Annotated in this window: 23 protein-coding genes and 1 other RNA gene; 4 read left to right on the top strand and 20 right to left on the bottom strand. The window is 67.6% G+C overall.

All coding sequences use genetic code 11. The features are described 5' to 3' along the window. Positions 1 to 20: 20 nt before the first annotated feature. The 3 genes from HBK84_RS13065 to ssrA form a co-directional block, all read right to left on the bottom strand. Positions 21 to 821 (bottom strand): DUF4190 domain-containing protein, encoded by an 801-nt coding sequence (locus HBK84_RS13065; protein ID WP_167318335.1) that lies wholly within the window; start codon positions 819 to 821, stop codon positions 21 to 23. A 330-nt stretch (positions 822 to 1,151) separates the two neighbouring features. Then, complete coding sequence (locus HBK84_RS04850) at positions 1,152 to 1,664, bottom strand: DUF3237 family protein (protein WP_167318334.1); 513 nt, start codon at positions 1,662 to 1,664, stop codon at positions 1,152 to 1,154. Positions 1,665 to 1,863: 199 nt separating this feature from the next. Beyond that, positions 1,864 to 2,231: a transfer-messenger RNA gene (gene ssrA, locus HBK84_RS04845) on the bottom strand. Between the two features lie 275 nt (positions 2,232 to 2,506). Between ssrA and HBK84_RS04840 the strand changes: the two genes are divergently transcribed. Next, the gene (locus HBK84_RS04840; protein WP_167318333.1) at positions 2,507 to 4,249 is read left to right on the top strand and encodes an ABC-F family ATP-binding cassette domain-containing protein; all 1,743 of its coding nucleotides are present in this window, start codon (positions 2,507 to 2,509) and stop codon (positions 4,247 to 4,249) included. Between the two features lie 10 nt (positions 4,250 to 4,259). Here HBK84_RS04840 and smpB read toward each other — a convergent pair whose 3' ends face one another. Both smpB and prfB read right to left on the bottom strand, forming a co-directional pair. Continuing rightward, entirely contained in the window at positions 4,260 to 4,748 is a 489-nt protein-coding gene (smpB, locus tag HBK84_RS04835; protein WP_055085472.1) for an SsrA-binding protein SmpB, read from the bottom strand. 110 nt (positions 4,749 to 4,858) lie between these two features. Continuing rightward, complete coding sequence (gene prfB / locus HBK84_RS04830; protein WP_085106374.1) at positions 4,859 to 5,977, bottom strand: peptide chain release factor 2; 1,119 nt, start codon at positions 5,975 to 5,977, stop codon at positions 4,859 to 4,861. A gap of 80 nt (positions 5,978 to 6,057) precedes the next feature. Between prfB and HBK84_RS04825 the strand changes: the two genes are divergently transcribed. Next, positions 6,058 to 7,230: a glucose-1-phosphate adenylyltransferase family protein gene (locus HBK84_RS04825; RefSeq protein WP_064845827.1), complete on the top strand. Its 1,173-nt coding sequence runs from the start codon at positions 6,058 to 6,060 to the stop codon at positions 7,228 to 7,230. Between the two features lie 27 nt (positions 7,231 to 7,257). Then, the gene (locus HBK84_RS04820) at positions 7,258 to 7,419 is read left to right on the top strand and encodes a hypothetical protein (protein WP_156523380.1); all 162 of its coding nucleotides are present in this window, start codon (positions 7,258 to 7,260) and stop codon (positions 7,417 to 7,419) included. A gap of 192 nt (positions 7,420 to 7,611) precedes the next feature. Here the strand turns inward: HBK84_RS04820 and HBK84_RS04815 are convergent, their stop codons facing one another. From HBK84_RS04815 to HBK84_RS04770, 10 genes are all read right to left on the bottom strand, one after another. After that, the gene (locus HBK84_RS04815; protein ID WP_159450050.1) at positions 7,612 to 7,749 is read right to left on the bottom strand and encodes a hypothetical protein; all 138 of its coding nucleotides are present in this window, start codon (positions 7,747 to 7,749) and stop codon (positions 7,612 to 7,614) included. Positions 7,750 to 7,855: 106 nt separating this feature from the next. Beyond that, positions 7,856 to 8,407 (bottom strand): pilus assembly protein TadG-related protein, encoded by a 552-nt coding sequence (locus HBK84_RS04810; RefSeq protein ID WP_085107564.1) that lies wholly within the window; start codon positions 8,405 to 8,407, stop codon positions 7,856 to 7,858. 29 nt (positions 8,408 to 8,436) lie between these two features. Then, complete coding sequence (locus HBK84_RS04805) at positions 8,437 to 8,895, bottom strand: hypothetical protein (RefSeq protein WP_240505729.1); 459 nt, start codon at positions 8,893 to 8,895, stop codon at positions 8,437 to 8,439. Continuing rightward, positions 8,873 to 9,283 (bottom strand): TadE/TadG family type IV pilus assembly protein, encoded by a 411-nt coding sequence (locus HBK84_RS04800; protein ID WP_240505730.1) that lies wholly within the window; start codon positions 9,281 to 9,283, stop codon positions 8,873 to 8,875. The genes HBK84_RS04805 and HBK84_RS04800 overlap by 23 nt, the downstream gene beginning before the upstream one ends. After that, on the bottom strand, positions 9,255 to 9,479 hold the full coding sequence (locus HBK84_RS04795; protein WP_167318332.1) for a hypothetical protein: 225 nt from the start codon (positions 9,477 to 9,479) through the stop codon (positions 9,255 to 9,257). The genes HBK84_RS04800 and HBK84_RS04795 overlap by 29 nt, the downstream gene beginning before the upstream one ends. A 42-nt stretch (positions 9,480 to 9,521) precedes the next feature. Beyond that, positions 9,522 to 10,466: a type II secretion system F family protein gene (locus HBK84_RS04790; protein ID WP_144930667.1), complete on the bottom strand. Its 945-nt coding sequence runs from the start codon at positions 10,464 to 10,466 to the stop codon at positions 9,522 to 9,524. Then, a complete protein-coding gene (locus HBK84_RS04785; protein ID WP_085107572.1) occupies positions 10,463 to 11,320 on the bottom strand; it encodes a type II secretion system F family protein in 858 nt (285 codons plus the stop codon). Before HBK84_RS04785 ends, HBK84_RS04790 begins: the two co-directional genes overlap by 4 nt. Beyond that, a complete protein-coding gene (locus HBK84_RS04780; RefSeq protein WP_240919105.1) occupies positions 11,317 to 12,642 on the bottom strand; it encodes a CpaF family protein in 1,326 nt (441 codons plus the stop codon). The genes HBK84_RS04785 and HBK84_RS04780 overlap by 4 nt, the downstream gene beginning before the upstream one ends. A gap of 952 nt (positions 12,643 to 13,594) precedes the next feature. Then, on the bottom strand, positions 13,595 to 14,086 hold the full coding sequence (locus HBK84_RS04775) for a DUF2304 domain-containing protein (RefSeq protein WP_035965258.1): 492 nt from the start codon (positions 14,084 to 14,086) through the stop codon (positions 13,595 to 13,597). 13 nt (positions 14,087 to 14,099) lie between these two features. Then, positions 14,100 to 14,765 carry a glycosyltransferase family 2 protein gene (locus HBK84_RS04770; RefSeq protein WP_183085827.1) on the bottom strand — a complete coding sequence of 222 codons (666 nt, stop codon included), beginning with the start codon at positions 14,763 to 14,765 and terminating at the stop codon, positions 14,100 to 14,102. Positions 14,766 to 14,976: 211 nt separating this feature from the next. Here HBK84_RS04770 and HBK84_RS04765 point away from each other — a divergent pair, with 211 nt between their 5' ends. Continuing rightward, complete coding sequence (locus HBK84_RS04765) at positions 14,977 to 17,001, top strand: DUF6541 family protein (protein WP_370520602.1); 2,025 nt, start codon at positions 14,977 to 14,979, stop codon at positions 16,999 to 17,001. 82 nt (positions 17,002 to 17,083) lie between these two features. Here the strand turns inward: HBK84_RS04765 and HBK84_RS04760 are convergent, their stop codons facing one another. The 5 genes from HBK84_RS04760 to HBK84_RS04740 all read right to left on the bottom strand — a co-directional run bounded on the left by HBK84_RS04760 (position 17,084) and on the right by HBK84_RS04740 (position 23,624). Further along, positions 17,084 to 18,010, bottom strand: coding sequence for an ABC transporter ATP-binding protein (locus tag HBK84_RS04760; RefSeq protein WP_167318330.1), 927 nt, complete (start codon positions 18,008 to 18,010; stop codon positions 17,084 to 17,086). 3 nt (positions 18,011 to 18,013) lie between these two features. Beyond that, on the bottom strand, positions 18,014 to 18,886 hold the full coding sequence (locus tag HBK84_RS04755; RefSeq protein ID WP_098053988.1) for an ABC transporter permease: 873 nt from the start codon (positions 18,884 to 18,886) through the stop codon (positions 18,014 to 18,016). Between the two features lie 98 nt (positions 18,887 to 18,984). Further along, positions 18,985 to 21,015 carry a glycosyltransferase gene (locus HBK84_RS04750; protein WP_167318329.1) on the bottom strand — a complete coding sequence of 677 codons (2,031 nt, stop codon included), beginning with the start codon at positions 21,013 to 21,015 and terminating at the stop codon, positions 18,985 to 18,987. Then, a complete protein-coding gene (gene glf / locus HBK84_RS04745; protein WP_167318328.1) occupies positions 21,012 to 22,199 on the bottom strand; it encodes a UDP-galactopyranose mutase in 1,188 nt (395 codons plus the stop codon). The genes HBK84_RS04750 and glf overlap by 4 nt, the downstream gene beginning before the upstream one ends. 243 nt (positions 22,200 to 22,442) lie before the next feature. Next, the gene (locus tag HBK84_RS04740) at positions 22,443 to 23,624 is read right to left on the bottom strand and encodes a glycosyltransferase family 4 protein (protein WP_167318327.1); all 1,182 of its coding nucleotides are present in this window, start codon (positions 23,622 to 23,624) and stop codon (positions 22,443 to 22,445) included. Positions 23,625 to 23,634 lie beyond the last annotated feature (10 nt).

Genomic DNA, 23,634 nt, shown 5'->3' with positions numbered 1-23,634 from the left:
CGGGATCACCCGCGGGGACCTCAGGAGTTCAAGGAATCGTTGAGGGCGTTCTGCACGCACTCCTGGTACGCGGCGTCGTTTCCGGCCACCGCGAGGTCCATGCAGTCGGCGGCCTGACCGAAGACCCAGGCGAACAGCACGGCCATCAGGATGCCTCCCAGCAGCGCGAGTGCGGAGAGTACGATGCCCACGACCGCGAGTGCCGGGGAACCACGGCGCGACTTACGGATCTTGACCACGCCGATGATGCCGAGGATCAGGCCCACGAGGCCCAGTACACCGCCCAGACCGGCGAGCCAGAACGTGAGGATGCCCAGGATACCGAGCACCAGTGAGGCGATGCCCAGCCCGCGGCCCGGCACCGGAGCGTAGGGGTTGCCGTAGCCGTCCTGGTTGTCGTAACCACCCTGGTTGTACTCGTTCTGGTAGTGCGTGGGGTAACCACCCTGGGTGTCCTGGCCCTGGACGCCGTAACCCTGCTGGGGGTAGCCGCCGGCGCCGTAGCCCTGGTTGCCGTAGCCATGATTACCGTAAGCCTGGCCGCCATAGGACTGCTGACCGGACTGGCCGTACTGGTCGTCACCGCCGTACTGGTTGGACGAGCCGTACTGGCCGGTGGTGCCGTAGCCGCCGGCCTGGGAGGCGTTGTTCCCGTAGCCCTGGCCGCCCTGTTGAGCGGACGGATCGCTGTACTGGCCGTACTCGGGCTGCTGCGTCCCGCCCGCACTCTGAACCCGGCCGTCGGAGTACTGACCGTACTGCGGCTGGTCCCGGTGGGAGGCCGAGGACGAACCCGACTGATCGTTGGACCGCTCACTCATGGAAGCGCCTACCTCTCGGTTTCGATGATGGGTTTCCGGCTCAAGTCTTCCACATCGCGCCGGGAACACCGGGGGACGCCCCGGCCCACCCCGCTCGGGCACGCCCCTTCCGGCCGCCTTGAACCACTGTGCTGCACCACGCACATGTACCGGCCGGTACACGGTTTTATCGCAGCACAGAGGTTCCCGGGGCGCGGGCGTGGGTCCTGGTCCTCGTTCCATGTGCGGACTGCCCAGGCCCGGGCCCACCGCTGCAAGGTGCGGAAGGTCCCTGCCAGGGACCCCCGCCCCCAGGGAAGGTCGGCCCACCTCACCGCACTTCTCCACGCCTCACTGCACCGCAGAGATCTCCAGGCGGACACAGTCCGGGTCCAGCTCCCCCGATCCCACGAACACGGTGCGGTTGAGCCACGCACACGGCCCGTCCTCGTCCGCGGTGAGCACGGGCGCGCATCGGAAGTACACCCGCTGTGGGTCCACCGGGATCCCCTGAGCGATGGCCCGGGAGTCCTCCGCGCTGGCCACCCGCATCGCACGGTTGTCCACATAGACCGGGTGACCCTCGGCGAGTTCCAGGACGTACTTGGCCTCGAGCCAGGGGATCTCGGTACCAACCACTTGGTAATCGGCTCCCACGGGCAGCACACGCGCGGAGCCGCGAGAACCGGTCACTGCGCCGCCGGTGATCGGTGCGACCCTGCGTGTTCCGGCGGCGGTCCGGCCCACGGTCAGGGGTGCGGCCACTTCCACCCGCACGGTGAACGCGTGCCGAAGGACTGGGGACCGTGGGGTCCGTCCTGCCTCCACCCTAGGCCCGAGGACTCCCGCCGGTCGGGCACGCATGCGGACATGGGCCTCGGGTCCGCCGGGCTCCCGTGCTTGCCCCTCCGAACGCGGACCCCTGGACACAAATATGTCCCGATAACGCACTCGGAGCCATCGGCCGCGTGCTTTTTCGGGACTCAGATGTTCCCGGGCTCAGGCAAACAAAAAGACCCTGAACCATTGGTTCAGGGTCTTCTCACGTCCTGGGACAGGACGACAGTGGAGATGGGGGGAATTGAACCCCCGTCCGATGCAGCATTGTCAGGGCTTCTCCGGGTGCAGTGTGCTTACAGGTTTCTCAGTTCCGGTCATCTCGCACACGAGTGACCGCCGAACTCAGTTACGTAAGAGTCCCACGAACGCCCGTAACCTGCGTCCGCAGCAGTGACCTTCTAGCTGATGGCAGGATCCAGGTCGAAGGTGAACCTGGGCTGCCAGACTGCTGTCGCTACTTACGCAGCGAGAGCGAAGTCAGTGCGCTTGGATTTGGCACTTATTGTTTTACAGAGAGCGTTTACGAGATAACTCTGCGTCCTCGACCCGCTTCCCCTGTCTCAACTCACATCGTCGAAACCGATCATCCCCGTATTCATTTTTCAATGAGCTTCCATGTGCCGACGGATCTCAGTGACTCGCCCGCTCATGGACACATCAGATTACGCCCGCCCTAGCCACACCGTCAAATCGGCAGGGGCCGCGGACCGGGCTCCTCGGACCGCGGCCGGCTCCACCCGTGCTGCCCTACCCTGGCCCTCCCCCGCGGGATGCCCTAGGGTGTAACGCATGTTCCGATGAGCCATTCGACCTCCCCGCGCCCGTGGCCGCTGCCCGGCGGGGACCCCGGCTATCCGAGGACACCCATGGCTCATCCCCCGCATTCTCCCGCCACCCCTAATACGGCCGCGCACATCCGCGTGTCCGGCATCTCCGCCTCCTACGGCTCCCACCGGGTGCTCACGGACATCAGCTTCTCCGTGACCGCGGGTGATCCCACGGGTCTGATCGGAGAGAACGGTTCCGGCAAGAGCACCCTGCTGCGCATCATGGCGGGCCTGCGCGCGCCCGACACCGGTGAGGTCCGCGCCGTCGGCCCCGGCGATTCGCTGCGCGTGGGCCTGCTGCACCAAGAACCCCCCTTCGCGCCGCACGACACCGTGGCCCAGGCGGTGGAGGCGGCGGTGCGGACCGTGCGGGACGCAGCATCCGTCGTCGACCGCGCAGCTGACGCCCTCGCCCGCGCCCCGGAGGACGAGGGCGCAGCCACCGCGTACGCCGCCGCCCTGGACACTGCCGAACGGATCGGCGCGTGGGACGTGGACACCCGCATCGACGTCACTCTGGGCGGGCTCGGCCTGGGAGGCGTGGGTCGTGACCGGCCCACGGGTGCCCTGTCCGGCGGACAGCGCTCACGACTGTCCTTGGCCTGGCTGCTGCTCTCCACCCCGGACGTGTTGCTGCTCGACGAACCCACGAACCACCTGGACGACGCCGCCACGGAATTCCTGCGCGCGACCCTGCGGTCGTGGCACGGACCGGTGCTGCTGGCGAGCCATGACCGCGCATTCCTGGACACCGCCGTGACCTCGCTCGTGGACCTGGACCCCGCACCCCGACCGCATGCCGTCACCTCCGATCTCGTGGGTGACGGCACCGGGACGGGCATCGGCGTGACCCGCTTCGGCGGCACCTATTCCCAGTACGTGCTCGCCCGCATGGATACCCGCGAGCGCTGGGAACGCACGTATCGGGACGAACAGGCGCAACTGAAGAAGCTCCGCGCGGCCGTGCGGGAACAGCAGACCGTGGGCCACAGCGACCGGTCCCCCAAGACGGAGGGTCGTGCGGCGAAGAAGTTCTACGCGGACCGCAACGCCACGGTGGTCTCCCGACGGGTCAACGACGCGCGGACCCGCCTGGCCACCGTCGAAAACGAGCAGATCCGCAAGCCACCCCGCGAGCTGTACTTCCAGGGACTCACCGCGGGTTTGACTGGATCGGAGGCCGCACTGCACCGCACGGGTCCGGTACTGACCGCCTCCGCGGCCGAGGTCGCGGGACGGATGGCACCCGTATCCCTGGCCGTGAGCGCGGGTGAGTCGTGGCTCATCACGGGTTCCAATGGCGTGGGCAAATCCACCCTGCTGAGCCTGTTCGCCCGGAGACTGGAACCCACGCGCGGTTCCGTGCACGTCGCACCCGGCGTACGCGTGGGGTTATTGGACCAGGACGCCACACTGCCCGGCGCCGACCCGGAGCGCACGGCGGCCCACATCTACCATGAGCTCGTGGGAGAGAGTCGCGCGGAGACCGTTCCCCTCGGGACGTTCGGCCTGCTGGCCGGGCGGGACGAGAACCGGCGGGTCGGTGAGCTCAGCGTGGGGCAGCGGCGTCGGCTCGCCCTGGCGGTGCTGCTCGCGGACCCGCCGCACGTGTTGTTGCTGGACGAGCCCACCAACCACTTCTCACTCATGCTCGCCACGCAGCTCGAGGCGGCGGTGCCCCGCTACCCGGGGACCGTGCTCGTGGCCTCCCACGACCGCTGGTTGCGCCGGAACTGGACCGGCCGGCACCTCGCACTGGAGGTACCGGCCGGGACGCCGTGAGTCGAGGGGCTCAACCGCGCATGTTGCGGTAGCGCATGGCGCGCTGGGCCTCGCGGTTGTCCTGCTTCTCGCGCAGGGTCTGACGCTTGTCGTACTCGCGCTTGCCGCGGGCCACCGCGATCTCCACCTTTACGCGCTTGCCGTGCACGAAGTACAGGGACAGCGGAATGATGGTGTAACCGGCTTCGCGCGTCTTGCCCGCGATCTTATCCAGCTCGGAGCGGTGCAACAGCAGCTTGCGCCGCCGCCGCGCGGAATGGTTGGTCCACGAGCCCTGCAGATACTCCGGGATGTGGGCGTGTTCGAGCCACAGCTCGCCGCGGTTGTCGAACTGGCAGAACGCGTCCACCAGGGACGCCCGCCCCATGCGCAGCGACTTCACCTCGGTCCCCATGAGCGCCAATCCGGCCTCATAGGTGTCGTAGATGTTGTAGTCGTGGCGCGCCTTCTTGTTGTTGGCCACGATCTGGCGGCCGTCATCAGCGTTCTTCTTGGCCATCGGCCTGTTCTTCCTTCACCGGGTCCCGCCGGGGACGACGCCGGTGTCCCGGCCCGGGGTGCGCGGGGCACCTGCCGGGCGGGGCGGCGTCGTCGTGCGGCGTGGAACCCTTAGTCCTCGTCGTGCTGGCGGGCGTCCGCGCGCCAGCGAATGCCTTCGTCGATGAACGAGTCGATCCCGCCGTCGAACACGGAACTGGGATTGCCCTCTTCGTAGTTGGTGCGCAGATCCTTGACCATCTGGTAGGGATTGAGTACGTACGAGCGCATCTGGTCACCCCAGGATGCCTTCACGTCCCCCGCCATCTCCTTCTTCTTGGCGTCCGCTTCCTGCTGGCGCAACAGCAGTAAGCGGGACTGCAGCACGCGCAGCGCGGCCGCGCGGTTCTGGATCTGCGACTTCTCGTTCTGCATGGACACCACGATGCCCGTGGGGATGTGGGTCATGCGCACCGCGGAGTCGGTCGTGTTCACGGACTGACCACCGGGACCCGAGGAGCGGAACACGTCCACCTTCAGCTCGGACTCCGGGATCTCGATCGTGTCGTCGGACTCGATGAGCGGGATGACCTCCACCGCGGCGAAGGACGTCTGGCGCCGCCCCTGGTTGTCGAACGGAGAGATCCGCACGAGCCGGTGCGTACCCGCCTCCACGGACAGGGTCCCGAACGCGTAGGGCGCCTTGACCTCGAACGTGGCCGACTTCAGACCCGCCTCTTCCGCGTAGGAGGTGTCCAGGACCTTGGTGGGGTACCCGTGGCGCTCCGCCCAGCGCAGGTACATGCGCATGAGGATCTCCGCGAAGTCCGCGGCGTCCACACCACCGGCGCCCGAGCGGATGGTGACCACGGCCTCGCGTTCGTCGTACTCGCCGGCCAGCAGGGTCTGGATCTCCAGTTCGGACAGCGCCTTGCGGATGGACTCGAGTTCCTCCGCGGCGGCGTCCCGGGTGTCCTGATCGTCCTCTTCCTCCGCGAGTTCCACCATGACCTCGAGGTCGTCGATGCGCCCGGAGATCTTCCGGAGCCGGTCCAGCTTGCTCTGCTGGTGCGAGAGCTGCGAGGTGACCTTTTGGGCCTCGTCCGGGTTGTCCCACAGGTCCGGGGCCGCGGCCTGCTCGGACAGGACGACGATCTGCTTCTTCATGGACTCGACGTCGCTGACCGCCGCCACGGAGTCGTAGGTGGCTCGGAGGGCACGGATTTCTGCAGCGTAGTCAATGGAGGCCATGACACATCACTTTACGTCATGGCCCCCGGGTCCGTGAGTCGGTAGGATTCCCTTCGACCCCACTGCTGAGGAGCCCGCCGATGGAACGCCCCACCGTACTCGCACTCATCCTGGCGGGAGGCAAGGGGTCTCGACTGGGCGCCCTGACCGATTACGTGGTCAAGCCCGCGTTGCCCGTGGGCGGCACGTACCGCTTGATCGATGTGTCCCTGTCCAACCTGGCGCACTCGCACATCCCGGACGTGTGGATGGTGCAGCAGTACCTGCCCCACGACCTCAACGCCTACATGGCCGGCGGTCGCCCGTGGGACCTGGACCGCTCCCACGGCGGGCTGCAGATCCTGCCGCCTTACGAGGGGTCCCACGGCGAGGGTTTCGCGAGCGGCAACTCGGACTCCATCTACCGCCAGAGCACGATCATCCGTGAGGCGGACCCGGATCTGGTCCTCGTGCTCTCCGCGGACCACCTCTACACGATCGATTTCCGGTCCGTGGTGGACACCCACCTGACCAAGCGCGCTGATCTGACCATGGTCACCACCGAGGTCCCCGAGGATCCCTCCCGCTACAGCGTGGTACGCACCAATGAAGCCGGCCAGGTTACCGAGTTCGCGTACAAGCCCGAGGAGCCCAAGGGCAACCTTGTGGCCGGTGAGATGTTCCTCTTCTCCACGGACGTGCTGCTGTCGGCGCTGGACACCCTGCAGTCCGAACTGGGCGAGCTGGGCGACTACGGCGAGGACCTCATCCCCTACGTCCTGGAACACCACCGGGTGGTCGAGCACCGGCACCTGGGGTACTGGATGGATCTCGGGACCGTCCAGTCCTACTGGACCGCGCAGATGCAGCTGATCGACGGCGACGGCGCGACCCTCGACGATCCCGCATGGCCCATCTGGAGCGGCCAGGTTGCTCCCCCGCCCGCGTTCATCACCGACGACGCCGCGGTCTCCCGCTCGTACGTGGCCCCCGGGGCGCGGGTGGCCGGCACCGTGGAACACTCGATCATCGGCCAGAACTGCGTGATCGAGGCCGGGGCCGTGGTGCGCAACTCCGTGCTGCTCGACGACGTGCACGTGGGTCCCACGGTGGAGCTCATCAACGTGGTCGCCGATTCGGGTGCGGACATCACCGGCGGTTCGCAGCGCGGTTCCGCGCAGCACGTCACGGTGATCGACCGCACCGGTACCGTGAGCCAGCGAGAAGCGTTCGACACCTCCGCGGTCCTGCCACGGAACCATGAACAGTACTGATCCCCTCCTTCGAAAGGTCGTCGTGTCATGAGCCGTTCCCGATCCACCCTGGGCCCCGTGCTGCGTCAGGTGCTGCGCTCCACCGTGCGCCGCCAGGCCACCCGCCGCCTCATCGGCGTGGTGCCTCCCGTGGCCGCATACCGCCGGGTGGCCACCGCCCGTCGCTTGCTGCGTATGCTGCGCCGCTGAGTCACGCCCACTGCAATGTGGCGAAGGCACGGCCGGGAATCTCCCGGCCGTGCCTTCGTCATATCGGTGCTTCGTTCAGTGCGGTGCATCACGCGTAGCGTGGCCGTGCTCCTAGCGGTGCGTGGTCCATAGCGACACCTCGCTTGTAGCGGGGCCTCGCTCATGGCGGAGCGTCACTCGTGACGGCACCCGTCATCGGGCCGTTTGGGGCATCGGGGCCAGGCGCAGGATCAGGAGGCCCACGGACGCCGAGGGAGCGCCATCGTTCTGGACGACGGCCCAGGAGGTTGCGCGTGCGGTGTCGATCGTGGTGGTCGGAGCATCGGTCATGGCGGTCTTACTTATCGCGGAAAGTCACTCCGCAAGTGACGCGTCAACGGTACACAACATGTCACCTGTGAAACCTCTGGTCAGACGGCAAACCGGGTGAGGTGAATCACCGCTGCATGACGGCTCGCGCGTCCCCCGTGGCGCTGATCGGGACACCCGCCGGGATGAACACGTTGACCACCGGCGGATGCACCACGGCCGAGAGCGTGACCTGGGCGGTCGTCCCGTCCGCCGATCCCGTGGGCGCCGCGAGGGACAGCCCGCTGACATCGTGGAAAGCCCCCACGGTCCCCAGGTAACTCGTGGCCGAGGCGGCCACCGCCCCGTTCGTGAGGATGGGTGTGGGCGGACCCGAACCGGAGCGGTCCACGTTCGTGAACGTATCCGCGGCGGCCCCCGCCGCCCGATCGGCGAGCGATTGAAGTTGCCGCTCCCCCACGTACACGCTGGTGATCGCCATGACTGTGACCACCAGGAGCAGAGTCACCAGGGCGAAACCGATCAGCACGATCGTGGTCTGTCCGGAGTCAGGATCCTCGGGGTTCGCACGATGCGGTTCATCGCGGTCCTGGCTCGTCCCCTGCGCCGGGCACTCGTGTGGCCGCGGCCCGTCGAGGTCGTCGAGCTGCGCAGTCGGGATACCGATGAGGGGCCGCATTACGTCGCGGCCGGATAGCATCGCGCGCATCATGAGTACCGCCCCGCGATCACGGTGACGTCCGAGGACAGCGTGGCGATCCTGGCCGTGACGAACCCCGGCATCATGGGGAGTTCCACGGTGACGGTGGCGTGGACCCGGGCCACCGAACCGGGTGTCTCACACGTCCCGTCCGAACAGCTCACCGTGACAGCGAGGTCCCGCGGGTCGAAACCGTGATCCTGGGCCGCGACGGCGGCGACGTCGTGCACCCTTACGCGATTGAGGTCCTTGGCCTCGAGAACGGACACGGCCTGAGCCGCCTGGTCCGCCGCCGCGACCACGGCGAGCGAGCCCGCCTGGACCCGGGCCACCGTGACCACCAGGTACATCACGGGCACGAGCAATAGCAGGCCCAGTCCGATGAACTCCACGATCGCGCTCCCCCGGTCCGGATCGTCCCCGGAACCGCGCCGCGCGAGGACCTCACGAATCCATGTCGACCGCATGCCCACTCACCTCCAGCGCGCGCGGCGGGCCCAGCGTGGCCACGACCGGCAGGGGCGAGACCACACGGATCTCGACCGCCGGCAGTGACCCCACGCTGGTTCGGGACACAGAGATGTCCCGCGCATAACTCGCGCCCACGGTGTCGGTGATGATCCCGCGCGTGCGGGCGATGCCGTCCTCGTCGGTGCGGTCCGCGAGGCTCGCGTACCGGGCCCCGGCCGCGGCAGCGTCGATCAGGGTGTTGCGCACGTGCAGCGCGAATCCCACCTGCAGAATGAGGCCGAACAGCACGATCGCGAGCGCGAGGACCATGACGTATTCGGCCACCGCGTTGCCGGCGTCCAGGTCGAGCGCGGGGTCAGAGGCCCGAGACGCGGTTGATGGCATCCTGGAACAGCCCCTCCAAGGCGGGCCGGGCGATGAGCAACAACCCCGCCACCAGCACCGCGGACATGAGCGTAAGCATGACCCAGCCGGGTACGTCCCCCCGATCCGGGTGGTCATCACTCGGTGCGAGCCGGGCGGGCAGGGAGACGGTCAGCAGCCACATGGTGGCCGCATGACAGCGCATCAGGTGTTTCATGATTTTCTCCTTGTGTCGTCAGTGGGTTCGGAAGCCGATCCGTCAGAACCCCAGGTCCAGGACCGCGAGTCCGGGGAACACCGCGAACATCACGCTCAACGGCAGGATGAAGAACACGACCGGGACGAGCATCGCGATCTCTTTCTTGCCGGCGATCTCCATCAGGACCCGTTTGTCGTGGTCCCGCACGTCCTGAGCTTGGGCTCGCAGCACGTCAGCGAGCGGGGTGCCCCGTTCGATGGCGACGACGATGCCGTCCACGAACCTGCCCAGCGCCACGACGTCGGTGCGCGCCGAGAAGTCCTGCAGCGCCGTCGTCAATCCGGACCCGGCGCGCGTCTGGGCGAGCACCGCTCGGAATTCCCCGACCAACTCTCCCTCCGCGACCCGGCACACCCGTTCGAGCGCGCCCACGGTGCTTTCCCCGGCGCCTACCGCGAGCGCCATGAGCTCCGCCACGGCGGGGAACTCGGCGAGCATGCGCTTCTCCCGGCGCTGGATACTGCGGCTCAAGAGGTAGTTACGCAGCCATACCCCGGTCCCCGCGCCGAGGACGGCACCCACGGCGAGGATCGCGATGTTCACGTCCGCCCGCAGCACCAGGGCCGTTCCGATCACGCTGCCCACGACCGCTCCGGCCACACCGAAGAGCACCTGTTCGGCGCGGTAGTCCATGACATCCTTACGGGAACCGTCCCGCACGAGTCGTCGGGCGAGGACGTCCGCGTTGGAGAACAGGGGCGCTGCGCGCTGAAGGATCCAGTGCATGAGAGCGTTGCCCGCCGCACCCGTCAGGGACTGTCCGCGGGAGCGCCGTGAGCGCCAGGGGTTGTCCCCGAGTCCGGCGGAGAGCTCCGCGGCACGCAGTTGCGGGGCGATCCGGTCCGCGAAGCTGGGCGCTCCCACGGCCTTGGCCGCGGCAAGGATGAGCCACAGTCCCAGCGAGAGGACGAGTCCGAGCACCCCGGACAGCACGGTGAGGTTCATCGCAGCACTCTCCGCTCGGTGGGTAAGGCGCCCAGGCGCAGCATGAGCTGGTACGCCAGCACCGAGATCGCGAGCCCACCCAGGAGCACGGCGGCGCCGGTGGCCGTGTTGTAGGCGCGGACCGCTGCGGGTTGGGTGGCCATGAGCGCGAGGATGAGCCACGGTGCCGCCACGGACAGCCGAGCGGCGTTCACGGTCCAGGACTGCCGGGCTTCCAGTTCACTGCGGGTTCGTTCGTTCTCCCGCAGGAACTCGGACAGGGTGCCCAGCAACTTCCCCAGATCGGTGCCGCCCACCTCGCGGGTCACGCGCAGCGCCTCCACGATGTTGTCCGCCACGGGATCGGCGAGCCGCTGCTTGAGCATGGTCAGCGACCCGTGGAGCTGACCGCTAGCACGGTAGTCGGCCGCGAACTGGGCGAACGCGGGTCGCAGGGGTTCCGGTCCCCGGTACTGCAGTTGCATCAGGGCTTCGGGCAGGCCCATCCCCGCGCGGATCGCGGAGCGCAAATGGTCCACGACGTCGGGCCAGACCTCGCGCAGGACGGCCGTGCGGCGTCGTGCGCGCCGTTTGACGAGCCACAGCGGGAGGCACAGTGTCACGAGGAAGACGCACAGGCCGAACACCGCGGCGGACGTCAGCGCCAGGATCAACACCCCCGCCACCAGAGCGAGGAGCAGGCTCAGCCCGATGAACGCCGCGGGTGACAGGCCCGGGAGATCCGCCCGTAACAACAGGGTGCGGAGGTAGCCTGCCCGCGTGTGTTTGGTCCGCGCGGCGGGTGGCCGGGTCCAGCACGACCACCACACGAGGAACACCCCGGTTCCCAGCAGTACTCCGAACAACGCACTCATGGGTCTCGCCGCCCCGTTCGCGACGCGTTGTCCTCGGGCGTAGCGATGCGGCCGGCGTCGTCGGACGCGGTACTCGCCGGAGCGTCGTCGTGAATCAGCGACGCCGGAGAATAGCCCGCGCGCGTGAACTTGTGGGCCGAGGGCAGCTCCGAGGCCACCGCGCGCAGGGCACCGTCCTGTAAGCGGAAGATCGGGTACGTCTCGATGACGCCGTTCTCCACCCGGTTACCGATGCCCAGGATCTCGGCGACGTACCGGTGACCCGAGGGCGCGCGGTGGCAATGGACGACCAGGTCGAAGCACGAGGCCACGGTGGGTACCACGAACGCGCTACTGATGTTCTCGCCCGCGAGCAGCGGCAGGGTGCAGATCTTGGTCACGGCATCACGGGCAGAATTGGCGTGCAGCGAGCACATCCCTGGCAGCCCGGCATTCAGCGCGATGAGCATGTCCAGGCTCTCGGCCTCGCGCACCTCCCCCACGACCAACCGGTCCGGGCGCATGCGCAGCGCCTCCTTCACGAGCCGGCGAAGCGGGATCTCGCCCGTGCCCTCGAGGTTCGCTTGGCGGCACTGCATGCCGACGACGTCGCGCAGCGCCACCTTCAGCTCGAAGACCTCCTCGACCGTGATCACCCTCTCCCGCGGGCCGATCGCCGCGCACAAGCAGTTGAGCAGGGTGGTCTTCCCGGCCTGGGTGGCCCCCGACACCAGGATGTTCAACCCGGCATCCACCGCCGCATGCAGGAACTGCGCGGCCTGGGTGGTAAGCGAGCCCAACCCCACCAGATCCTCCAGACGGCGGGCCCGTGCCACGAACTTGCGGATGTTCACCGCCCAATGCGCCCGGGTGACGTCCGGGATCACCACGTGCAACCGGGAACCGTCCGGCAGGGAGGCGTCCACGAACGGGGAACTCAGATCCAGGCGGCGCCCCGAGGACTTGAGCATGCGCTCCACGAGGGTGCGCACGTGTGACTCGCTCAGCACGAGACTCGTCAGCTCGGATTCGCCGTCGCGGGCGATGTAGATCTCGGTCGGGCCGTTGATCCAGATCTCCTCGACCTCGGGATCATCCAGGAACGGCTGCAACGGACCGTACCCGGCCACCAGGTCCAGCACCGTCTTACGGGCAGCCTCAAGGTCCTGCACCCGCGGCAACCCCGCACGCGCCGAACGCACGTCGTACTCCGCCACCACAGCGGCCACGATCTGACGGGTGGGCTCCACCTCATGCAACGGATCCAACCCGCTGCGCCGGATCTGCTCACGCACATCCGCCTCGATCAACCCGATCGCGTCCTCGGCGACCCCTACGGCCATGACTCCCCCTGGGATTCCCCCGAACCCGTTACCGGCTGGTCAACTCTGCAGGGAACGCTAGGGGAAATCGCAGCTGATCGACACGACACGGCACTCGGTCTGTGGATAATCCCGCTGACGTGCACCGATGAACTCGGCCATGGGCGTCATGTTTCGACCCACTATGCAACTGCATCGAGTGTGATCGGCATCACGACCAATGGGGCAGGACTCGCTAGTCCGGCCGAGCTGGTCGCCGCGACGTGACTGAGAGACTTGGTCCTTTGCAGCACGAGCTCCGTGCGGGGCCAACGGCGCAAGTTGAGAATGAGCGTGCGATCCGCCCGCCTTAAGGTGACGCCGCCGATGGAAGGAGGGAAGAGTGGCCAAGCACCTGTTTCTGCCTAAGACCCACCCCCTCTCTTGCTTTTCTCGACGAAACAGGCTCGATCTCCCGAGACAGATTCTTCGCTGTCAGCCTTCTCCTTCACCCCGAGCCTCCCCGGGTTCTGCGCAGCATGCAGAAGTACCGAGACCGAACCCATGACTACGGCAAGTTCCACCTCACGGGTCTCACCCAGGGCGCCCTCAATACTTACAAGGGCTTCGTGGACACCGTCTTGGCCAACAGAGACTTCCGTTTCTTCTGCTGCGTCGCTGCTCGAGATCCTGCCGACCCGGTGGCACGGTTCGCAGATCCGTGGACGGCCTACCTGAAGTTGTTCGAACGGTTACTCATAGGGGCGATCCGACCGGGATAAATAACGTCTCACAGCGGGACTCGCCGGTTCCCGGTCGCCCAAGGCCCTACTCGCAGACCCTGTCGCCAAACGATGTGGTGTGCCCGATTTCCTGACCGAGAGGAAGACTGCGTGCCTCGGCTTGAGGATGTATGACCATGCCTCTCAGCCCGGCGTCGCTGGGCCCGATTCCGGAGAGTAAAACGACTATGTACCGGGTGTGGGCCTCTGGCCTATAGCCCGGTATTTTCTTGCTGTGCGGAACCCGGCCCAGCGGCGTTGTGCCCGGACGAGTACCCCGACGATGGCGCCTCCACCGGCCGACCCAGCGGCGAGGTGCGGCGGAAGGCGCGCACCGAGCGGCGCTCGCCGTGGGCGGCGTCGGGCTCCCAGGGCTTCTCGGTCTCCGAGATGGCGATGTGCCGGGCGATGCGGGTGAGCTTGACCTCCTCCGCACGGCGGTGCTGCGCTGTGGTGTACTGCGTGACCATGAACAGCACCACGAGCGCGTAGAGCACCAGGTCCGTACCACGGCCGATGCCCAGGAACCGCGCGACGCTCGTGACGAGGTCCGGGACCAGGATCGAGATGGCCGCGAAGACGAAGAACGCGACGGCCGCGAGCCGGCGGATCGCCTGGTGCTTGGCGTTGGCCCCGCCGCGCACGAGCGTGAGCGCACCGTACGCCACGGCGAGGATGAGGACGATCTGGACCACGATGGTCATGTGGGGGCTCCCGCTACTTCACGAACAGTTCGGTCAGGATGTTCACACCGTTGAGCAGAGACTGGCCCTTGCCCTTGGAGTACTCCGTGTAGATGATCTCCACCGGGTGCTCGACCCACCGGGGCTGGATCTGCGCGAACTGGTTGACGATCTCCGAGGCGTGGGCCATGCGGTTCTGCTTGAGGTGGATCTTGCCCAGGGTCCCCCGGTCGATGGCCCGCAACCCGTTGTGGGCGTCGGAGAGGTCCATCCCGCTCGTGAACTTGGACACGAACGCCGCGGTGCGCAATACGAAGCGTTTTAGCGGTGAGACCTGCGTGCGGTCGTCCAGGAACCGGGAGCCCAGGACCACCTCGGCCTCACCGGAGCGGATGCGCTGAACCATGTCGTACGCGTCGATCACCCGGTGCTGGCCGTCGGAGTCAAACGTGACCACGCAGTCCATCTCCGGGTCCTGCAAGGCGTACTCGAAACCCGTCTGCAGGGCGGCACCCTGACCGAGGTTGATGGGGTGCTGGACCACCACGGCGCCGGCCTCGCGGCAGATCCGTGCGGAGTCGTCACGGGAGCCGTCGTCCACGCACACCACGTGCGGGAACGTCCGGCGGAGGTTCTCCAGGACCTCCCCCACCACCTGGGCCTCGTTGTACACGGGCATCACAATCCACGCTCGACTCACCCGACCATTGTTCCATAGCGCGACCGAGCCACCGGCGTGCCGGCGCCGTCCCAGCAGTGCGTCTGCGGGGATCGTCGCTGGCGTCTCCGACTTCCCCGGCGGGCGGGCACCGCCCGATTGCACCCTGTGGGGTGTGCACGAGCCCCCGCCAGCCCCGTCCACTAAACTTCCCACGTACCCCGCCCCGTTGACATCTGGAGTCATGGATCCCTTGAGCTGGCCAGAAGCACTTCCCCCGTACGCTCTCGTAGCACTCCTCGTGATCCTCCCCGGCACGCTGCTCAGCGTGGCCCTGGGGTTGCGGGGGCTCGCCCGATGGGCGTCGGTGGTGCCGCTGTCCGTGGCCGGCTTCTCCGTCTCCGCCGTCATCTTCGGTTTCGCGGGCGTGCCGTGGAACCCACTCACGGCGTCCGCGGCGTTCGTGGTCGCGGCCGTTATCCTGTGGCTCGTGCTGTGGCCCTCACGACGCCGCCGCACCGGTCCGTGGGCCGGGACCGTCCCGCTGCGGGAACGGATCACCAGCCCCGCCGTGGCCGTGGTGTGCGGTGCGGTGCTGGGGATCGGGATCGTGGTGCAGCGACTGCACCTGATCATGCAGCGCCCCGATGCCATCTCTCAGACCTACGACGCGAACTTCCACTACAACGCGGTGCGCTACATCGAGGACACCGGATCCGCGTCCTCCCTGACCCTGGGTGGGTTGGGCGTCGTGGAACCGAGCTTCTACCCGGCGGCGTGGCACAACACAGTGGCGTTCGTGGCCCAGGTCGCCGACCTGCCCGTGGCGCTCACGGCGAATGCCATGACCATGATCGTGTGCGGCATGGTGTGGGTGCTGGGGAGCCTGTACTTCACCACCCGGCTGCTGGGTTCGCGTCCCGCCGTGGCGGTGGCCACGGGGCTGATGGCATCCAGTTTCCCCGCGTTCCCGTACCTGCTGAGCTTCTACGGCAACCTGTACCCCAACACGCTCTCCATCGCCATGCTGCCCCTGTGGCTGGGTCTGCTCGCGGATGCCCTGGGGTTGTCCCGGGAGCCCTACCTGCGCTCGAAACTCGCCCTGTGGCTGACCCTGCTCGCGGTCACCGGCGCCATGGGTCTCGCCCACCCCTCCACCGTGGTGGTGGGTCTCGCGCTGCTGTGGATCATGCTCGTGACCGCGTGGTGGCGCACGGTGCGCCGGACCCGCCCGTGGTGGATCAAGGTCCTCGGGGCCGTGGGTCTCCTGGCGATGCCCGCGGTGCTGCAGCAGATCTGGTTCGCCGCGCGCGCCTCCCAGACCGCGTCCTCGTGGCGGCCCCACGTCACCGAGGCGCAGGCCCTGGGTGAGGCCCTCGCGACCGTGCACCCGGACGCCCCCCACCTGCCGTGGGTCCTGGTCCTGCTGGTCCTCGTGGGCGCGGGGAGCCTGCTGCGCCACACCTCCCGCTGGGTGGTGGGAGCATGGTTGTTCCTCGTGTGGCTGTACGTCCTGGTGGCCGCCTCGCGGGACTACTCCTTCCGCTACGACTGGACCGGTGTCTGGTACAACGACTCCCACCGGATCCTGGCGTTGATCCCCGTGGTCGCGGTGCCGCTCGCCACCGCGGGTGCCGTGGCGATCCTGCGCTGGATTGTCTCCCACGTGCGCCAGGCCCTCGGTCGGGCCGCGCGCAGCCGCCGGGCCTCCTCCGCTGTGCGGGACACCGCCGCCCGGATCAGGCCCGTGGTGCGTTCCCGCTGCGCGGCCGTGGTGGGCGGGGTGCTCGCCGTGGTCGTCGGGTGGATGCTGATCCAGACGCAACCCATGACCGACATCGTGGAGTACGGCAAGACGGAGTACGCGAGCGGGGTCGACTACCAGTTGCTGACCCCGGAGGAGCTGCAGCTACTGAACGAGCTGCCCGAGTACGTTCCCCCGGGAGCCACGGTGTACGGCAATCCCCTGACCGGGACCTCCCAGGCCTACTCGGTCGCGGACGTGGACGTGCTGATCCCGCACAACGGCCTGATCGCGGACAAGGACGTCTCCACGATCGTCCACCACCTGGACGAGCTCACGACCGATCCCGCGGTGTGCCCCGCGCTGCGCCGCCACCACGTACAGTTCGTCCTGGACTTCGGCACGCAACAGGTCAACCCGTTCGCGTACTTCGACACGAGCGGCTACTCCGAGCTCACACCCGAGAACGGGTTCGAGTTGATCGCCCAGACCGGTCCCGAGGCCAAGCTGTACGAGATCACCGGTTGCGACTGAGCGGCCCTCCGGCACACGACGACGCCGCCGCGAGACAGGAAATCTGGCGGCGTCGTCCGAAGGTCGGGAAGCGGGGGCGGGCTCAGCCGGCCAGGGGCCCGTCCAGGTCCGGGTCGTACTGGGGCACGAACTCTTCGCCACGCTCGGCGGCCTCGCGTGCCTGCCACTCGCGTTTGCGGCGCTTGTCCTCGAGGGCGCGCGCGAGGCCTTCCGCGTGCTCGCGGCGCACCTCCTCCTCGGGCTGGTTGCGCATGTGGGCGACGGCGCCGTAAACGTTGCCGTCGAAGACCTTGTTGCCGTGGTCCATCACGATGCCGCGCTCGCAGATGTCCATCACGAGGTTGAGGTCGTGGCTGACCACCACGAGGGTCTTGCCCCGGCGCACGAGGTCCTTGATCCGACCGATGCATTTCTTCTGGAACGGCTCGTCCCCCACGGAGAGGATCTCGTCCACCAGGAAGACCTCGGGGTCCGTGTGGATGGCCACGGAGAACGCGAGGCGCAAGTACATGCCGGAGCTGTAGAACTTGACCTCGGTGTCGATGAACTCGGCGATCTCGGAAAAGGCCACGATGTCGTCGAACTTCTCGTCGATCTCCGCCTTGTCCATCCCCAGGATGGCGCCGTTGAGGTAGACGTTGTCGCGGCCCGTGAGATCCGGGTGGAACCCCGCACCCACCTCGATGAGCCCCGCCACGCGCTCCCGCGTGAGCACCTCCCCCGAGTCCGGGTTCATGACCCCGGAGATCATCTTCAGGGTCGTGGACTTACCCGAACCGTTGAAGCCCAGCAGGGCCACGGTCTCACCGTCGTAGACATCGAACGAGACGTCGTTGAGTGCCGTGAACTTGGCCGTGAGGTCCCCCTTGCGGCCCTTCACGAGCCACACGAAGGCCTCCTTCATGGAGCGGGTGTGGCGCAGCACGAACTCCTTGGTCATGTGCCTGACCCGGATAGCGACGTCCGCCTCGGTGCGCCCGGGGGTGTGCGGGGTGACTGAACTAGACATGATTCACAGCTCCTGCGCGAAGTTGCCCTCTTGGGACCGGAAGAGCCGGTCCGCGATCACGAAGAGGATCAGGCTGGTGACGATGGCCAACGGGGTCCAGCCCGTCATCAGGTGGGGCGGGACGTGCCAGATCTGCGGGTTATCCGTGGTAGGGAACCAGAACCCGTAGTGGAACAGTTCCACGGCCACCGTGAGGGGGTTGACCATGTAGACGTAGTACACCCAGTCCCACAGCTTCTCCCGCACCATGGTCCACATGTAGAGCACGGGCGAGGCCCACGTGGAGACCATGACGATCAGGTCCACGATGTTCTCCGCGTCCCGGAAGAACACGTTGAACGTAGTGAACAACATGCCCAGGGCCAGGGAGAACAGGGCGATGATCAGCGTCCCCACGACCACAGCCAGCAATTGTTTGAGGTCCGGGCGCCACCCGGTCACGAGACACGCGAGCAGCAGGATGGCCAATTGCGGGACGAAGTGGATGAACGCGACCAGCAGGTTGGACACCGGGAACAACTGCCGTGGCAGGTAGATCTTCTTGAGCAGACCGCCGTTGGCCACCACCGAACGCGATGCGTTGCCGAAGACCTCACCGAACAGGTTCATCACCACGATCCCGGAGAACAGGTAGACCGCGAAGTTCTCGATCCCCCGGTTCAGGTCCAGGAACACGCCCATGGCGATGTAGAACACCAGGAACTGCACGCCCGGCTTGAGGTAGGACCACAACAGACCCAGCACCGTGCCGCGGTACCTGATCTGGATCTCCTTGTCCACGATCAGCTTGAGCAGGAACCTGTTGGCGAACACGTCCCGCAGGCCGCGGTCCTGCCCCGGAGGCCGCAACTGCGTCGCGGGGGGTTGCATTTCCATCTGCCGTCCTTTCCTCGCACGGGCCGTTGTGCGCCGTGACCGGATACACGCCGACGCCGCACGCGGAAGTCTGCGTGCGGCGTCGTGCAGGGGCCAAATTACTGCGCGGGGCCGTTCTCCGCAAAAGTCCGCGCCCACGCGTCCACCGAGGTGATCTCCGGGAGGGCGGCGCGGTACTGCTCGCTCAGCGCGTCCCACCGGGAGAGCAACTCGGCGTGGAGCTTGACGCTCTCCACCATGAGCTCACGGACCTGCGCGGGATCCCGGCGGTACCAGGACGCCCCGGTGCCGTCCGCGTTGGAGACGATCGCCGAGTCCAGGGACGCCAGGTAGGACCAGTGGCTGTCCATGTGCGCCACGCTGGCCTCCGGGTACTCCTTGGCCATGTCCCGCACGGGGCGCAGCGTCTGCTTGAGCACGGTGCGCACCGCCCACGGGATCAGCTGCGCCTTGGTCGGAGACTTGGGAGCCCCCATGGTGCGCGGGGGCTTCTTGCGCCGGACCGGCGGCAGAGTGGCCGGGTCCTTGACCACGCGCGCGTCCGAGTACTCGTCCTTCATGGCGCGGATCTCGGGCATGCGGGTGGGCAGCATGGCGTGCAGCCCGTCCGGGCCGTCCAGGACGTCCTGGATCGCGAGCAACACGGACTTGGCCGGGTAGTACTGCATGGACACCACGTGCTTGGTATCCGTGGTCAGGGACTCGCGCAGCATCCGCCCGCCCTTGGCGAACGGCGAGTGCAGCAGGGCCGCGATCAAGCGGTTGCGCTCGTGGAAGTACGCCTGCCAGTCCACGGCGTCATCCTTGTCCGCCCACGACACATGCCACACGGCCGCACCCGGCAGGGAGATGGTCGGGTAGCCGGCGGCCTTGGCGCGCAGCGAGTACTCGGAGTCGTCCCACTTGATAAACACGGGTAGGGACAGCCCGATGTCCTCGAGGACCACGCGGGGGATCAAACACATCCACCAGCCGTTGTAGTCGGCGTCCCAGCGCCGGTGCAGCTGGGGGCGCGAACGCAGACCGCGCTCGGCGAAGTCCACGCCACCCAGGCCGTCGATGGGACCCCACAAGAACCGGTAGGGGTTCACGACCTCCGCGTACGCGTTGAGCAGGGGCTTGTTGTACATGTCGAACATGTGCCCGCCCACGATGGACGGGGTGTGGCACATGTCCGCGAACGCGGTGGCCCGCAGCACGCCCTCGGACTCGAGCAGGATGTCGTCGTCCAGGATCAGGACGTAGTCGGACTTCTCCACGCCGTTCGGGGTGTCCCGGCCGCGCACGATCTCGTACATGTTCCGGGCGAAACCACCGGAACCGCCCATGTTCCCCTGCCGGATCATCCGCAGCTTCCCGCGCATGGCCTGCTCGGCCTGCGGGAAGTCGGGTTCGTCCTGGACCAGCTTGTTGCCCTGGTCCACGATGATCAGCTCGTCGAGGACCTCATCCAGACCGTCCGCCTCGGCAATGGTCTTGATCGTGTTGACGCAGTAGTCCGGGCGGTTGAACGTGGTCACGCCCAGGGTCACCCGACCCACCGGGCGGCCCTGGGACGGCACGAGCCAGGACGCCGCGTCCAGGACCATGCCCTCCTCGTCCGCGATCAGGTCGAACCAGTACCAGCCGCCGTCACCGAACGGGGCCAGCGTGAGCTCGAACTCGCACGTGGTGCTCCCGCTGACCCGGCGGTCCTCAACACGCTGCGCGACCCCGCGAGCGTTCGTGCGGTACACGATGAGCGATCCGGCACCCGTAGTGCGCACACGCAGCACCACGGACTCGGCCACGGTCCAGCGGCGCCAGTAGGACGCTGGGAACGCGTTGAAGTAGGAGCCGAACGAGACGCGTCGCCCGGCCCGGATCCGCACCGAACGGCGCGAGAGGATGTCGTCCGGGTGCTGGTTGGCGGTGTCGGCGCCGGCCGAGGACGGGCCGTCCCGGTTGATGGGACCGTCGATGTACAGCGGCAGGGCGTCCAAGTCCTTGTTCGCGGGGAACACGACCCGGGCCACCTCCCGCAGGTCCTCCGCCGTGCTGGGCTCCGTGTTGATCTTGGCCAGGTACTCCTGGTCGTCCGTGGTCTGCGGTTCGGGCTGGTTGGCCTGTTCCACGCGTTCGCTGCTCACTCGTCCACTCCTCCGCTGCTCAGGGGCGCACCGGAGGTGAAATGCGGTGCGATCTTGTTGTCCACCATGGACAATGCCGAGCCGATGGCCATGTGCATGTCCAGGTACTTGTACGTGCCTAAGCGGCCGCCGAACAATACCGACGACTCCCCCTTGGCCAGATCCCGGTACGCGAGCAGCTTCTCGCGGTCCGCCTGCGTGTTCACGGGATAGTAGGGCTCGTCGCCCTTCTCGGCGAAACGCGAGAACTCCCGCATGATCACGGTCGCGTCCTTGGTGTAGTCACGCTCCGGGTGGAAGTGGCGGAACTCGTGGATGCGCGTGAACGGGACGTCCTCGTCCGGGTAGTTCATCACCGAGGTGCCCTGGAAGTCCTCGATGTCCAGGACCTCCTCCTCCAGATCGATCGTGCGCCACGAGAGGTCGCCCTGGGCGTAGTCGAAGTACCGGTCCACCGGGCCCGTGTAGACCACGGGGACCTGGCCCACCACGTTCGACTTGGAGAACTCCTGGGAGTAGTCGAAGAAGTCGGTGCCCAGGCGCACGTCGATGTTCGGATGGTCCGCCATGCGCTCGAGCCACGCGGTGTACCCGTCCACGGGCAGACCCTCGTGGGTGTCGTTGAAGTAGCGGTTGTCGTACGTGTAGCGCACGGGCAGCCGGGAGATGATGGACGCGGGCAGGTCCTTCGGATCGGTCTGCCACTGCTTGCCGGTGTAGTGCTTGATGAACGCCTCGTACAGCGGACGCCCGATCAGCTGGATGCCCTTGTCGTTGAGGTTCTGCGGATCCGTGCCCGCCAGTTCACCGGCCTGCTCGCGGATCAGATCGCGTGCCTCCCCCGGGGAGTACGCCGCGCGGAAGAACTGGTTGATCGTGCCCAGGTTGATGGGCATGGGGAACACCTCCCCCTTGTGCCGGGTGTACACCCGGTGCACGTAGTTCGTGAACGCGGTGAAGCGGTTCACGTACTCCCACACGCGCTCGTTCGAGGTGTGGAAGAGGTGGGCCCCGTAGCGGTGCACCTCGATCCCGGTCCGCTCCTCGTTCTCGCTGTAGGCGTTGCCGCCCAGGTGGGAACGCCGGTCGATCATGGTGACCTTCAGACCCATTTCTCGCGCCGCTCGTTCCGCCACGGTCAAACCGAACAGACCCGAGCCCACGACCACCAGATCAGTGTTCATGTGTTTCTCCTAGCATCTTCCGCGATTCATGCACGGACATCGTCTGGCCTAAAAATACCGGACACCACCCCGTGCGCCCTGTGTGACCCGCACAGCGCCGCGCCTCGTGAGCGCCGTCACACGGCGGCGTCGTGCGCGGGGTGCGACGCCGCTCGGCCGCTTCCGCGACGGCGCCGCAGCTCGGAGGACGGCGGGGTTCACGCACCACCGCACCGGGATGACAGCGAGGCGCGCGCTCCGCGTTCAGCGGGCGTCCCGGGTGAAACCGCTGAGCACCCACGCGGCGGCGGCTCGCCCCGACGCCGCGAGCGACGCGTTCTCCCGGGCCCACGTCCGACGGCGCTCACGCGCGCCCTCGCGCTCACCCGAGCGGGCGTCGTCGAGCGCGCGTTCCATGGCGTCCGCGACCGCATCGGGGGTGAACTCCACGGGCGTTCCCAACCGGTTCTCGGACACGAGGCGGGCACCCGCGCCCACCCCGGCGTAGATGGACGGTGTGCCGCACGCGGCGGCCGCGTAGAGCTTGGTGGGCTTGGAGAAGTCGTACCCGGTGTGCGGGATGACGGAGGCGAGGGCGGCCACGGCACCCCGCAGGAACGCCGCGGTGCGCGCCGGGGGCTGCACGCCGTGGAACACGACGTTGTCCGGGGCCAGCCGCGCGGCGACCTCCTGGACGCGGGTGAGGTCCGACCCGCGCCCCAGGACGTGCAGGGTCACCCCGGGGTGGCGCGGCAGGATCCGGGCGAGCGCCTCGATGAAGATGTCCATACCCTGCCATTCGGACACGGACCCCGCGTACACGAAATACGGTCCGTCCCACGGTTCGGCGGGGCCGTCCGCGGTGAAGGTGTCGGTGTCGATCCCGTTCTCGGCGAGGAACATCTTGTCCCGCCCGACCCCGGTCACGCGGCGCAGTTCCTCGCCCATCGACTCGGACACCGTGATCACACCGCCGGCGCGCCGGGCGGACACGGTCTCCGCAACGCGCATCAGCTGCGTCACCACCGAGGGGACGTCCATGTTCAGGGTCGCGGAGGTCCACACGTCCGGGTTGTACCAGATGTACGGACGACGCCGCAGTGCACTCGACAGCCACACCGCGAGTCCCGTGGTGGGGGGTGGTTCGCTCACCACGATGTCCGCGTTCATGGTGAGGAGGCGGGCGAAGGCCTGGACGTCGAAACTCAGGTACTGGGCCACGCCGCGGACGTAGTCCTCGCTGTCCCGCAGAACGGGGACCCGCACGATGCGGTACGGCTCGTCCACGGTGGCCGCAGCCATGGCGCGGGGCGGGTTCGTGGTCAGGACCGTGACGTCGGCCCCCTCGGCGGCGAAGCCCCTGGCCAGGGCGGCCAGACGGAAGGACGCGGCTGCCGGTTCGGGGAGGAAGATTCGGCTGACGATGACAACCTTGCGGGGTCTCATGGCCTTTACT

Origin of the sequence: Kocuria sp. KD4, assembly GCF_011769905.1 — a bacterium.
Taxonomy (GTDB): Bacteria; Actinomycetota; Actinomycetes; order Actinomycetales; family Micrococcaceae; genus Kocuria; species Kocuria marina.
The sequence above is the reverse complement of the archived record's forward strand: the minus strand, read 5'-3'. Positions and strand labels throughout refer to the sequence as shown.